The sequence below is a fragment of the Variovorax sp. GW821-FHT06D12 genome (genome assembly GCF_059419205.1).
In genome coordinates this window covers 167,092-179,358 of sequence record NZ_JBWKRI010000011.1, presented here as the reverse complement: position 1 = coordinate 179,358, position 12,267 = coordinate 167,092, and the positions used below count along the sequence as shown (strand labels likewise).

11 protein-coding genes are annotated in these 12,267 nt (G+C 70.3%); 6 read left to right on the top strand and 5 right to left on the bottom strand.

Going from position 1 to position 12,267, the window contains the following annotated elements; translation table 11 throughout:
• Window positions 1-58: 58 nt before the first annotated feature.
• A complete protein-coding gene (locus AC07SQ_RS28865) occupies window positions 59-559 on the top strand; it encodes a hypothetical protein (RefSeq protein ID WP_495272932.1) in 501 nt (166 codons plus the stop codon).
• Window positions 560-637: 78 nt separating this feature from the next.
• Window positions 638-1,285, top strand: a complete 648-nt coding sequence (locus tag AC07SQ_RS28860; RefSeq protein WP_070059496.1) for a response regulator transcription factor — start codon at window positions 638-640, stop codon at window positions 1,283-1,285.
• A gap of 12 nt (window positions 1,286-1,297) precedes the next feature.
• On the opposite strand, the gene AC07SQ_RS28855 is transcribed toward AC07SQ_RS28860, so the two are convergent.
• From AC07SQ_RS28855 to AC07SQ_RS28845, 3 genes are all read right to left on the bottom strand, one after another.
• Window positions 1,298-2,398, bottom strand: coding sequence for an agmatine deiminase family protein (locus tag AC07SQ_RS28855; protein WP_495272933.1), 1,101 nt, complete (start codon window positions 2,396-2,398; stop codon window positions 1,298-1,300).
• A gap of 34 nt (window positions 2,399-2,432) precedes the next feature.
• Window positions 2,433-3,596 carry an agmatine deiminase family protein gene (locus tag AC07SQ_RS28850; RefSeq protein ID WP_495272934.1) on the bottom strand — a complete coding sequence of 388 codons (1,164 nt, stop codon included), beginning with the start codon at window positions 3,594-3,596 and terminating at the stop codon, window positions 2,433-2,435.
• A gap of 77 nt (window positions 3,597-3,673) precedes the next feature.
• The gene (locus tag AC07SQ_RS28845; protein WP_495313019.1) at window positions 3,674-4,594 is read right to left on the bottom strand and encodes a LysR family transcriptional regulator; all 921 of its coding nucleotides are present in this window, start codon (window positions 4,592-4,594) and stop codon (window positions 3,674-3,676) included.
• 113 nt (window positions 4,595-4,707) lie between these two features.
• Between AC07SQ_RS28845 and AC07SQ_RS28840 the strand changes: the two genes are divergently transcribed.
• The gene (locus tag AC07SQ_RS28840) at window positions 4,708-5,733 is read left to right on the top strand and encodes an agmatine deiminase family protein (protein WP_495272936.1); all 1,026 of its coding nucleotides are present in this window, start codon (window positions 4,708-4,710) and stop codon (window positions 5,731-5,733) included.
• Here the strand turns inward: AC07SQ_RS28840 and AC07SQ_RS28835 are convergent.
• Window positions 5,730-7,475 (bottom strand): ATP-binding response regulator, encoded by a 1,746-nt coding sequence (locus tag AC07SQ_RS28835; RefSeq protein ID WP_495272937.1) that lies wholly within the window; start codon window positions 7,473-7,475, stop codon window positions 5,730-5,732. The genes AC07SQ_RS28840 and AC07SQ_RS28835 overlap by 4 nt on opposite strands.
• A 160-nt stretch (window positions 7,476-7,635) precedes the next feature.
• Here AC07SQ_RS28835 and AC07SQ_RS28830 point away from each other — a divergent pair, with 160 nt between their 5' ends.
• Window positions 7,636-8,472 (top strand): MurR/RpiR family transcriptional regulator, encoded by an 837-nt coding sequence (locus AC07SQ_RS28830; protein ID WP_062480494.1) that lies wholly within the window; start codon window positions 7,636-7,638, stop codon window positions 8,470-8,472.
• Between the two features lie 24 nt (window positions 8,473-8,496).
• On the opposite strand, the gene AC07SQ_RS28825 is transcribed toward AC07SQ_RS28830, so the two are convergent.
• Window positions 8,497-9,258: an IclR family transcriptional regulator gene (locus tag AC07SQ_RS28825; protein WP_062480496.1), complete on the bottom strand. Its 762-nt coding sequence runs from the start codon at window positions 9,256-9,258 to the stop codon at window positions 8,497-8,499.
• 90 nt (window positions 9,259-9,348) lie between these two features.
• On the opposite strand from AC07SQ_RS28825, the gene AC07SQ_RS28820 reads away from it, so the two are divergent.
• Window positions 9,349-10,146: an enoyl-CoA hydratase gene (locus AC07SQ_RS28820; protein ID WP_070059491.1), complete on the top strand. Its 798-nt coding sequence runs from the start codon at window positions 9,349-9,351 to the stop codon at window positions 10,144-10,146.
• A 6-nt stretch (window positions 10,147-10,152) separates the two neighbouring features.
• Window positions 10,153-12,240, top strand: coding sequence for an acetate--CoA ligase family protein (locus tag AC07SQ_RS28815; protein ID WP_495272938.1), 2,088 nt, complete (start codon window positions 10,153-10,155; stop codon window positions 12,238-12,240).
• Window positions 12,241-12,267 lie beyond the last annotated feature (27 nt).

Below are 12,267 nucleotides of genomic sequence, written 5' to 3'. Positions count from 1 at the left end.
GTGGCCCAATGCGCCTTCGGAGCGCCCGACCCTGCGCCCGCCCTTCAACGCTCTGCCCATGCACCTGCTTTCAGACGCGACGATATTCACCGAGGTCCGCTTCTGGGGGCTGGTGCTGTGCTCGCTGGTGCTGCCTGCCGCGATCTTCGTCACGCTGTTCGTGCGGCGCGAGTTCTCCAAGACCACCGTGCTGGCCTTCGGCCTGCTGCTGATCGCGCTGGCGGGCGCGGACATCTTCCTGCTGCGCGCGCTGGCGCGGCTGGCGCAGGCCACGCCTTCGCTGGCGGACGACCTCGTCTTTTCGTCGGAGCTGTCGATCGCGCTGTACATCTTTCCGGCGGCGTTCGGCACCATCGGGCTGAACATGGTGTCGCACGTGCTCATGCACTACCTGAAGCAGAAGGAAGCGCGCTTCGAGGCCCACCGGCAGGCACCGCCGTCGGCACTGCAAGGGCGCCGAGGGGCGCGCGTGCTGCGCCACCGTCGCGTGGCATCGCGCGCGTCGCCCCGGCCGGCCTCGCGCATGGCAGTGGCGCGCCGTCCGCCCGCGGACCGCTGAGGGCGATACCCGGCGGGTTTCCTCCGGCACCCACGGGGAACCGTGGGGTTCGACGCCGGTTGCCGCCAGAATCGAAGGATGCCCGCCACCATCCTGTTGATCGACGACCACGCGATGTTTCGCGAAGGCCTGTTCCTCGCGCTGCGCGAAGCCGAGCCGACGATGACCGTCGCCACGGCCCGCAACGGCGCCGAAGCGCTCGAGGCGCTCGCCACCTTGCCCCGGCTCGACGCGGTGATGACCGACTACTACCTGCCCGACCTCGGCGGCGCGGCGTTGCTGGCCGAGCTGCACCGGCGGCGCGGCGGCTTGCGCATCCTGGTGCTGTCGGCCTCCGAAGACCCGCAGGACATCGACACCGCACTTGATGCCGGCGCGCAGGGCTTCGTGCACAAGTCGGCCGACAGCCAGCAGCTCATGGACGCGCTGCGCCGCGTCATGGCGGGCGAGCAGAACGTGGTGCAGGCCTCGCCGGCGGGCGGCGCCGCGCTGCCCGTGCTGTCGACCCCCACCGATGTGCTGAGCACGCTCACGGCGCGGCAGGCCGAGGTGCTGCAGCTGTTGTGCGAAGGGCTGCGCAACGCCGAGATCGCGCTGCGCCTGGCCACCAGCGAGAAGACGATCAAGGCGCACATCTCGGCGATCTTCGGCGCGCTCGGCGTGACCAGCCGCACGCAGGCCGTGATCGCGGCGCGGCGCGCGGGGATGCTCGGGCGCCCGCGCTAGCGCCGCAACGCATCAGCGCGGCTGCTGCTGCGTCGTGCAGTGGATGCCGCCGCCACCGGCGGCAATGCCATCGATGTCGAGCTGCACCACCTCACGCTTGGGGAACAGCTCGCGCAGCAGCGCGCGGGCGTTGCCGTCGGCGCGCGCATCGCCGAACTGCGGCGCAATGACGGCGCCGTTGCAGACATAGAAGTTGATGTAGCCCGCCGCGAACTCGTCCGACTCGTAGGTGCTGCGCACCGTCTCCGGGCCGCGCAGCACCTCCACGCGCAGGCGCTGGCCGCGTGCATCGGTGGCCTGGCGCAGGATCTCCAGGTGGCGCCGGGTCACGGCGTGGTCGTAGGAGTCGGGGTCGTCGTCCAGGCCCGCGACCACCACCCCCGGTGCGGCAAAGCGCGCATAGAAATCGGTGTGGCCGTCGGTGATGTCGCGGCCCGCGATGCCGGGCAGCCAGATGATCTTGCGCAGGCCCAGCAGGCGCTTGAGCTCGGCTTCGCAGGCCTCCTTGCGCAGGCCGGGGTTGCGGTTGGCATTGAGCACGCAGCTCTCGGTGATGATCGCCGTGCCCGCGCCGTCGACCTCGATGCCGCCGCCTTCGAGCACGAGCCGCGTGCGCAGGCGCTGCACCTCGGCGGCGTCGGTCACGTACTCGGCCACTTCGGCATCGCGCGCATGCGACTGCTTGTTGCCCCAGCCGTTGAAGTTGAAATCGATGCCGGCCCATTCGCCCGCGCCGTTGCGCACGAACACGGGGCCGGTGTCGCGCATCCAGAGGTCGTCCACCGGCTGCACCTCGAGCGTCACGCGGTTGCCGCACAGGCGCGCGGCCAGGTCGTGCTCCTGCTCGCGCACCAGCAGGTGCACGGGCTCGAAGGCGGCGATGGTGCGGGCGATCTGCGCCAGGTGCTCGCGCGCCGGCTTCAGCAGGCGCCGCCCCCAGACGCGTTCGCTGGGGCCGAAGGACATCCAGGTGGCGCGGTGCGCGTCGCCCTCGTCGGGCATGTGCCAGGTGTCGGGCGCCGCGGCGGTGGCCGTGGCGACGAGGCCCAACGAGGCCAGGGGCGCCAGGCCCATGCCGTGCAGCAGGCGGCGGCGGGTCAGGGGAAGGTGCATGTCGGTCTCCGGAATCAGGGGCGGGGGCGCGGCATCACGCCGGTTCCTGTTGCGTCGTGCAGTGGATGCCGCCGCCGCCCGCGGCGATGGCGTCGATGTCCAGCTGCACGATCTGGTGGCTGGGCAGGTGCGCGGCCAGTGCGGCGCGGGCCGCGCTGTCGGCCACGGCGTCGCCGAACTCGGGCATGAACACCGCCTTGTCGGTGAGGAAGAAGTTGACGTAGCCGGCCGCGAACTCCTTGCGCGCAAAGGTGGGGCGCACCTGGCTCGGCGTTTTCAGCGTGACGATCTGCAAGGGGCGCCCGCGCGCGTCGGTGGCGCCGGTCAGCAGCTCCAGGTGGCGGTGTGTCACGGCGTGGTCGTACGATTTCGGGTCGGTGTCCAGCGCCGCCACGACCACGCCGGGCTTGAGAAAGCGCGCATAGAAGTCGGTGTGGCCGTCGGTGATGTCGCGGCCCGCGATGCCCGGCAGCCAGATGATCTTGTCCAGCCCCAGCATGCGCTTGAGTTCGGCCTCCGCGTCGGCCTTGCTGACGCCCGGATTGCGGTTCTTGTTGAGCACGCAGCTCTCCGTGATGATCGCCGTGCCCTGGCCATCGACCTCGATGCCGCCGCCTTCCATCACGAGGCTGCTGCGCAGCAGCGGCACGCCCGTGAGTTCGGCCATGCGCGCGGCCACCGTGGCGTCGCGTGCATGGGCCTGCTGGTTGCCCCAGCCGTTGAAGTTGAAGCTCACGGCGGCGCGCTCGCCACGCGCGTTGCGCACGAAGACGCAGCCGGTGTCGCGCATCCAGAGGTCGTCGATGGCGTGTTCGATCAGGTGCACGTTGGAGCCGCACAGTTGGCGGGCCGTGGAAACATCCGCGGGGTTCACCAGCATCTTGACCGGTTCGTAGACGCTGATGGCATTGGCGATGCGCGCCAGCGCCTGAAACACCGGCTGGCGCATCTCGGCCGTCCAGATGGATTCGCGCGCGGCGAAGGCCATCCACACGGCGCGGTGGGCGTCGCCTTCGTCGGGCATGCGCCAGCCGGACGCGGGGGCCGGGGCCGGTGCAGGCGAAGGGGTCGGCATGGGCACGGGGAAGGGCGGCAGCATGCCGCTGCCGCTCCCACCACCGCCACCGCCGCAAGCGGTCACGAGTCCACCGAAAAGGCCGAGGCCGCCCAGGCCCAGGAGAGTGCGTCGCGTTGTCATTGGAATCAGGGTTATTACTAAGTTCGAGGAAGCCCCGGATTCTGTCGACGCCTATCTATCTACACAATTGATGTCTTTTAAAGGGATTGATCGATCTGGCTCATATCGTCAGCGTCCTGCTGCGCAAACAGCCGCAGGCTGTCGAACACCTCCCGCACCAGCGGCAGGCGTGAGGGGCCTTCGGCGCACGCGATCCAGAGGGTGCCCAGCGGCAGGCTCGGGGTGTCCGGCAACTGCCGCAATTGCCCCGTGCGCAAGGCGTCGTCGGCCAGCAGGCGCGACACCAGTGCGATGCCCCGGCCGCGCAAGGCCGCGTCGAGCACCAGGCGCGGGTCGTCGTAGATCGCGGCCTTGCGCAGGCCGCCGAAATGCGCGCGGATGAAGGGGCCGATGCGGTCGCTCGTCAGGTCTTCTTCGAGGCACAGCAGGCCGAGGTTGGCGTCGTCTTTCTGAGCGGGCGGGCCGACGGCCACGAGTTCGTCGGTGAGCAGCGGCACTTCGAAGACGCCCTCTTGCCGCAGCGGCGCGCGGGTGATGGCGATGTCCACGTCGAGTTCATCGATGAAGCGCGCGCTCTCGTCGACCGAGATGATCGGGCACAGGTCGGGGTGCGCCTGCAGCAGCCGGTCGACCCGCGGCTGCAGCCAGCCGCTGGCCACGGGCGCGGGACACACCAGCGTGACGAGCCGGTCGTCCATGTAGGTCTCGATGCGGGCCAGCCCGTTGCGGATGTGCTCGAGCGACTTGCCCACGCTGTCCAGCAGCAGGCTGCCCGCCACCGTCAGCTCCACGCCGCGCCCCTTGCGCCGGAACAGCGGCTGGCCGACCTGCTGCTCCAGCTGAGAGATCTGGTGGCTGACGGCGGACTGCGAGACGAACAGCTCTTCCGCCGCGCGCGAGTAGTTGCCCAGGCGCGCCGCCGCCTCGAAGCCGATGAGGAACTTGAAAGAGGGCAGCCGGGTGTTGGACATATGAATGGGGTCGATGAATTCAGCCAAGAAATGTCGCTTTTTCATCGAAGGAATTCAAGTCAGAGTGGGCGCCTCTGCAATTTCTTCTGAAGGACCCTTTGATTTCCAACGATTTCGACGCTCGCCGCGCTGGCCTGCGCATGCCCGCCGAATGGGAGCCGATGGCCGCCACCTGGCTGGGCTGGCCGGTGCTCGAGCACCGCGAAGCCCTGTGGGGCGCGCACTACGACGCGGTCTGCCGCGCGTTCGGCCTGCTGGCGCGCACCATCGCGCGCTACCAGCGCTGCATCGTGGCCGCGCACGCACCGCTGGCCGACGCGGCCCGCGCGGTCTGCGGCCCGCAGGTGCGCGTGGTGCCCATCGCGGCCGAAGACAACTGGCTGCGCGACTGCGGCCCGATCTTCCTCGTCGACCAGCACCAGGCGAGCCAGACCGCGGTGGGCTTCCGCTTCAACGCATGGGGCGAGAAGTACCACCCGCATGACGGCTGCCAGCGCGCCGCCGCGGACATCGCCGCGCTGGCCGGCGTGCCGCTGGTGCGTTCGGACATGGTGCTCGAAGGCGGCGCCTTCTACGTCGACGGGCAGGGCACGCTGCTCACCACCGAGAGCTGCCTGCTGCACCCGAACCGCAACCCGGGCCTGCGCAAGCCGCAGATCGAGGCCGAGCTGCGGCGCATGCTGGGCGTGCAGAAGATCGTCTGGCTGCCGGGCCATGCGGCCGAGGTGGAGACCGACGGCCACATCGACGGCATTGCGTCGTTCATTGCGCCGGCCCGCATTCTTTTCAATGCGGCCGACCCCGACCAGGGCGACTACTTTCGCGCGATGCAGGAGAACCGCCGCGCGCTCGAACTGGCGACCGATGCGTGCGGCCGTCGCTTCGAGATCCTGGACCTGCCCGTGCCGCGCGACGTGCACAGCTACGGCAGCGCGCGTTTTTGCGACCTCTATTCGAACTACATCCTCGTCAACGGCGCGGTGATCTCGACCGCCTTCGGTGTGCCGCGCGATGCGCAGGCGCGCGAGGTGTTTGCACGTGCGTTCCCAGGCCGCCGCGTCGAACTGCTGCCCATCGACGCGATCTCGCTGGGCGGCGGCGCCGTGCACTGCTCCACGCAGCAGCAGCCGATGCAGGGGAATCGCCTGGCCGCGCGCGGCTTCTAGGGCGCGATCAGCTGCGACACCGTCGCCTGCAGCTGCGCCGGGTCCACGGGCTTGTGCAGCATCTGCCAGCCGCGCGCCGCCACGTCGCTCAGGCGCCGTGGGTCGGTGTCGCCGCTCACGATCAGCGCGGGAATCGCGTCGTCGTTGTATTCCTCGTGCAGGCGATCGACCACGTCGATGCCGGTCTCGCCCGCGCGCAGGCGGTAGTCGCTGACGATCAGCGCCGGCTTGCCGGGCTGGCGCGCGGCCAGCGCCAGCAGCTCGTCGCCGCCTTCGGCCGCAATCACCCGCAGGCCCCAGCTTTCGAGCAGCAGCTGCAGGCCGAGGCGGCTTTCGCCGTCGTCCTCGGCCACGAGCACGAGGCGGCCGGTGTCGGCCGGCAGCGGCGCGGGCGGCGCCTCGGGCGCGGGCAGTGCCTGGCGCGCCAACGGCACCGTCACCGAGAACACCGTGCCCCGGCCGACGCGCGAGCGCAACGCCAGCGGATGGCCCAGCAGCGCGGCCGTGCGCCGCACGATGGCCAGGCCCAGGCCCAGCCCCTTGGTGCGGTCGCGCTCGGGGTTGCCGAGCTGGTGGAACTCCCAGAACACCTGTTCCTGCTCGGTGGGCGGAATGCCGGGGCCGGTGTCCCACACCTCGATGCGCAGCGCGTCGGCGCCCGCGCGGCGGCAGCCGATGAGCACGCCGCCGCGCGCCGTGTAGCGGATCGCGTTCTCCACCAGGTTGCGCAGCACGCGGTCGAGCAGCGCGGGGTCGGAGTGCACCACGGCATCGCCCGCGCGCAAGCGCAGCGACAGCGTCTTGCCCGCCGCCTGCGGCGCGAACTCCAGCTGGATCTGGTCGAGCAGGCGCGCCAGCGCAAACGGCCGCGCCTTCACGCGCACCACGCCCGCGTCGAGCCGCGAGATGTTGAGCAGGCCTTCGAACAGCAGCCCCATCGCCGCGGCGGCGCGGCCGATGCTGTCGACCACGTGCCGGCTCGCCGCCGGCAGCGCCTGCCCGCGCAGCACGCCCACGAACAGGCTCAGCGCATGCACCGGCTGGCGCAGGTCGTGGCTGGCCGCGGCAAGGAAGCGCGACTTGGCGAGGTCGCTGCGCTCGGCCGCGTCCTTCTCCAGGCGCAGCTGGCGCAGCAGGTAGAGGTTTTCGAAACGCAGCTCGAGCGAATCGACCTGCGTGCGGTACATGCGCTGCGCGAAGGCCAGCGTGACGAACAGATAGAGCACGCCGGCCGCCGACATCACGCGCAGCAGCACGTCGTCGAGCGTGGCCATCGCGAGGATCGCGGGCGCGAAGTACGTCACCTGAAAGCCGTAGAGCAGGCCCAGGTCGATGCAGTAGGCGTAGATCGCGCCCGTGCCCATGGTGAGCATCGCCACCACGATGAACATCTGCTGCGGCAGCGACACCTGCAGCATCCACCCCGCCAGCGGCAGCCCCCACAACAACCCGCCGAGCACCGCGCCGACCATCGCGCCGCGCCGCCAGCGCTGCAGCGCGCCCGGGTCGTGCTCGGCATGCCGGTAGCGCGTCACCTGCCACGCGCGCGCCGCCGTCAGCACCGCGTTGGCGCCGACCCAGGCCAGCAACTGCTCGTGCGCAACCGCGCCCCACAGTGCCACCACCACCAGCCCCGCCGTGAGCATCACGCCGAGCAGCGAGAACGGAAAGTTGCGTCGCAAGGCGGCCATGCGCGCGGCAAAGACGGGGTCGGCGGGCGTCGTGGGTGGGGTGGCGCTCATCGGTGTGTGGCGGGTGGGGGAGGTGGGATCGCCGAAGGTGGCGATCCCAAGGTAACGCGTGGCGTGGGGGGCGTCATGGGACTTTAGTCCAATGCCTGCGCTTGCCCGAGGCCGCGCAGGCGGCATGGCATCATCGTGCGCCGCTTCCCACCACCCACCCATGTCCGCCGATTCCTTCGTCCGCCGCGTTCGCAGCCAGCTCGACCAGTTGTCCGCGACCGAGCGGCAGCTTGCCGATTTCGTCCTGGAGTTTCCCGGCGAGCTGGCCAGCTATGCGGGCAACGAACTGGCGGAGCTGGCGGGCGTGTCGCCCTCCACGGTGAGCCGCTTCATCCGCCGCATCGGCTACGAGAACTACGAAGAGGCGCGGCGCCAGGTGCGCGAAGAAAAGCAGACGGGCTCGCCGCTGTTCCAGAACGCGACCGAAGCCTCCAAGCGGGGCCACCTCGTGGCCACGCACTTCCAGCAGTCGCAGGCCAACCTCGCGAGCACCTTCGAGCGCCTGAGCGACAAGCAGATGGCCGAGATCGTGAAGGCGATCATCGGCGCGGGGCAGGTGCTGATCTTCGGCACGCGCAGCAGCCACGCGTTCGCGCTGTACCTGCGCTGGCAGATCATCCAGGTGGTGCCGCGCGTCACCGCCATTCCGGGCCCCGGCGAGACGCTGGCCGAGCACCTGGCGGGGCTGGGCGAGCGCGACTGCGTGATCGTGTTCGGCACGCGCCGCCAGACCCGCCAGCTCGACACCCTGCTCGCGGGCGCGCAGCGCGTCGGCGCGAAGATCGTCTACATCAGCGACCGCGCCTCGCCCGATTTCGCGGGCGCCACCTGGTCGCTGCAATGCGACTGCCGCGGCCCGGGGCTGCTCGACAACCACGCGGCCGTGATGGGCGTGTGCGACCTGATCGCCACGATGGTGATCGAGGCCGCCGGCTCGGCCGGGCGCAAGCGGCTGGCGGCGATCGAGCTGGGGCACGAGGAAAACGGCGAGCTGTAAGAGGCCGCGCGGCCCCCGCGCCGTTTACTTCGCCGCTTCGCTGCGCGGCAACTGCGCCTTCAACAACAGCGCCATCTCCTTCTTGCGCGCCGGCGGCAGCCGCGGCGTGATGGCACCGAAACTGATCGCGGCCAACGTCGTGGCCGACGCCGCGAAGGTGCGCCCCACGCCCGAGACCCCTTCGGTGAGCGTGTCCACGATGTCCGCATGGCCCGCCGCGCGCGTGCGCTTCACGGCCTGCTTCATGCGCTCGCGGGTGAAGCCGGCCTGCGCGTACTCGGCGGTGTGGCGCTCGAGGATGCGGTCGATCTCGGCATCGGTGAGCGCGGCCATCAGCGCCAGCCCGCCCGCGCCCAGGCCCAGCAGGCGGCGCCCGCCGACGTCGGTGGTGAACACCTTCACCGGAAAGTGCCCTTCCTCGCGGTGCAGGCACACGCAGTAGTCGCCCTGGCGGATCACGAGGAACACGGTGTCGCCCGACATGCGCGCGAGCTTTTGCATGAGCGCGCGGCACGAGTCCACGAGCGGCACGCGCCGCATCGAGGCAAAGCCCAGCTGCATGGCGTCGATGCCCAGGCGGTAGGCCTTGCCGTCGGGGTCGCGCTCGGCGAACTGCTCCTCGGCCAGGCACGACAGCAGGCGGTGCACGGTGGAGCGCTCCAGCCCCGAGGCGGCGATCACTTCGGTGAGCTTGATGCCTTCCTCGTGGTGCTCGGCCAGCAGGCGCAGCAGCTGCAGGGCGCGCCGCAGGCTCTGGGCGCCGGCGGTCTCTCTGGGTTCGTCCATATAGTGGGAAAAATTGGAATTAGTGTTTGGGATGCAGGAATTTCGAAGTCTAAACTGCGCCCGCCCCAGACACAGACCCGGAGACACACGATGGCGTACGACACCCTCGAAATCGAACACCACGGCGCCGTGCGCCGCATCCTGCTGGCCCGCGACGCCCAGCGCAACGCGCAGAGCCAGCAGATGCTGGACGAGCTCATGGCCGCCTTCGACGACGCCGCGCGCGACGATACGGTGAACGCCGTGGTGCTCGGCGGCAAGGGCGCGCACTTCTCGGCCGGCCACGACCTCAAGCAGGCGCAGGCCGAGCGCGCGAACTTCACCGTGGAAGAGCGCTGGGCCTACGAAGAGCTGCGCTACTTCGATTACTCGATGCGCATCTGGGACTTTCCCAAGCCCACCATCGCGCAGGTGCAGGGCGCCTGCGTGGCGGGCGGTTTCATGATCGCCAACATGTGCGACCTGGTGGTCGCGGGCGAGTCGGCCTTCTTCAGCGACCCCGTGGGCCACACGCTGGGCGCGGCGGCCACCGAGGTGCTGATCCACCCGTGGGTGATGGGCGCGCGCAAGGCCAAGGAAATGCTCTACACCGGCGGCAAGCTGTCGGCGCAGGAGGCGCACGCCATCGGCATGGTCAACCGCGTCGTGCCCGATGCGGAACTGGCCGACGCCGCACTGGCGCTGGCGCAGCAGATCGCCAAGGCGCCGCCGTTCGGGCTGCGCCTGATCAAGCGCTCGATCAACCGCACGCTCGACGCGCAGGGCCTGCGCACCGCGCTGGCCGCGCACTTCGACACGCACCAGCTCTCGCACCTGAGCGAGGGCTTTCTCACGGCCCGCGACCGCGGCCTGGCCTCGGCCATCCAGAAGAACCCCGCCTCCGCCTGAATCAAGATGACCTTGCACCGTCTCGAACCCCTGCTGAACCCGGCCTCCATCGCCGTGGTCGGCGCCAGCGGCAATGCCGCGCGCATCGGCGGCATGCCGCTCGCGCACCTCACGACATTCGGCTACCGGGGCGCGATCTACCCGATCAACCCGAAGTACGAAGAAGTCTTCGGCCTGCGCTGCTGGCCCGACCTCGAAGCGCTGCCCGCCGCGCCCGACCTGGTGGTGCTGGCACTGGCCGCGGCCGAGGTCACGCCGATGCTCAAGCGCTGCCAGGCGCGCGGCGTGCGCGCGGTCATCGTGTATGCCGCGGGCTTTGCCGAAGCCGGTGACGCGGGCGCCGCGCTGCAGGCCGAGCTGGAGGCCTTCGTGGCCACCACCGACATGGTGGTCGCGGGCCCGAACGCCATGGGCTTCGCCAACCTCAACACGCAGGCCCACACCAACTTCGCCTCGGTGTTCAACACCGCGCCGATGCAGCAGGGCCCGGGCCGCGTGAGCCTGCTCACGCAAAGCGGCAACGTCTGCGCGGCCGTGTACGCCATTGCGCGCCGGCTGGGCGTGGACTTCAGCCACTTCATCAACACCGGCAACGAAGCCTGCGTGGACTTCGCGCAGTACCTCGAATACCTGGCGCAGGACGACGCCACCGAAGTGGGCATCGGCTACATCGAAGAGCTGCGCGACGGCCCGCGCTTCATGGAGGCCGCGGCCGAGTTCGTGCGGCGCGACAAGCTGCTCATCCTCTACAAGGCCGGCGAGACCGAGAAGGGCTCCGAGGCCGTGCGCTCGCACACCTCAGCGCTGGCGGGCGACCAGCAGATCTACCAGGCGGCGTTTCGCCAGCTCAACATCATCCAGAGCCACGACTTCGCGCAGATGGCGCAGCTCGCGCACCTGGCCGGCTACCGGCAGCGCAGCGCGGGCAAGCGCGTGGCGATCATCACCATCTCGGGCGCGCTGGGCGCGATCCTGGCGGACAAGTTCATCGGCCAGGGGCTCGACGTGCCCACGCTGCCGCAGCCGCTGCAGGACCAGCTGCGCGCCGGCATTCCCGACTACGGCATGGTCTCCAACCCGGTCGACGTGACGGGCAACGTGGTGAACGACCCCGGCTTCGTGCGCACCGCGATGGAAGCGCTGGCGGTGTCCGACGCCATCGACGCCATCGTGGTCTACGCGCCGGGCTACATGCTCGACCGCATGGCCGACGACCTGTGCGCCGTGGCCGAGAAGCACCCGCGCCTGATCGTTGCCATCGACACCGGTGCGGCCAAGACGCGCGAGCAGCTGCGCGCGGGCGGCGTGCCGGTGTTCGAGGACATCGGCGTGGCCGTGTCGGCGCTGTCGCCCTTCCTGCTGTGGCAGGAGCGGCGCAAGCACAACCCGTGGCTGCAGGTGCGCAGCCAGCCCGCACCCGCGCGCGCCACGCTGGCAGGCCGCGCCGACGAGCACACCACCAAGCGCTACCTGGCGGAGTTCGGCGTGCAGCCGGTCGACGAGGCCATCGCGCGCACGGCCGACGAAGCCGCGACCGTGGCCGGGCGGCTGGGCTTTCCGGTCGTGCTCAAGGTGCTCAGCGCCGACATCGCGCACAAGACCGAAGCCGGCGGCGTGCGCCTGCGCCTGGGCAATGCGCAGGAGGTGCGCAAGGCCTTCGACGAAGTGATGGCCTCGGCGCGCGCCTACGCGCCCACGGCGCAGATCGACGGCGCGCTGCTGCAGAAGATGGAAGCAGGGCAGGCCGAACTCATCCTCGGCGCCACGCGCGATCCGGTGTTCGGCATGACGTTGACCGTGGGCCTGGGCGGCGTGCTCACCGAGCTGTACAAGGACGTGAGCCACCGCGTGCTGCCGGTCGATGAGGCCATGGCGCGCGACATGCTCGGCGAGCTCAAGGCCTTTCCGCTGCTCACGGGCTACCGCGGCCGGCCGCTGGGCGACGTCGAGGCCGCGTGCCGCGCCATCGCCGGGTTTTCACGCGCCGTGCTGGCGCTGCAGGAACAGGCAGACGAGGTCGAGGTCAACCCGCTGCTCGTGAAGGAACAGGGCCAGGGCGTGCGCGCGCTCGACGCGCTGGTCCTGGCTTCGTAGACACAACCACAACCATCGACAGAGACA

Coding starts and splice junctions, on each gene's coding strand:
- AC07SQ_RS28840 (WP_495272936.1), top strand. CDS start 4,708: ATGCCCGCCGAATGGGAGCCGATGGCCGCCACCTGGCTGGGCTGGCCG.
- AC07SQ_RS28830 (WP_062480494.1), top strand. CDS start 7,636: ATGTCCGCCGATTCCTTCGTCCGCCGCGTTCGCAGCCAGCTCGACCAG.
- AC07SQ_RS28850 (WP_495272934.1), bottom strand. CDS start 3,596: ATGACAACGCGACGCACTCTCCTGGGCCTGGGCGGCCTCGGCCTTTTC.
- AC07SQ_RS28825 (WP_062480496.1), bottom strand. CDS start 9,258: ATGGACGAACCCAGAGAGACCGCCGGCGCCCAGAGCCTGCGGCGCGCC.
- AC07SQ_RS28865 (WP_495272932.1), top strand. CDS start 59: ATGCACCTGCTTTCAGACGCGACGATATTCACCGAGGTCCGCTTCTGG.
- AC07SQ_RS28820 (WP_070059491.1), top strand. CDS start 9,349: ATGGCGTACGACACCCTCGAAATCGAACACCACGGCGCCGTGCGCCGC.
- AC07SQ_RS28835 (WP_495272937.1), bottom strand. CDS start 7,475: ATGAGCGCCACCCCACCCACGACGCCCGCCGACCCCGTCTTTGCCGCG.
- AC07SQ_RS28815 (WP_495272938.1), top strand. CDS start 10,153: ATGACCTTGCACCGTCTCGAACCCCTGCTGAACCCGGCCTCCATCGCC.
- AC07SQ_RS28855 (WP_495272933.1), bottom strand. CDS start 2,398: ATGCACCTTCCCCTGACCCGCCGCCGCCTGCTGCACGGCATGGGCCTG.
- AC07SQ_RS28860 (WP_070059496.1), top strand. CDS start 638: ATGCCCGCCACCATCCTGTTGATCGACGACCACGCGATGTTTCGCGAA.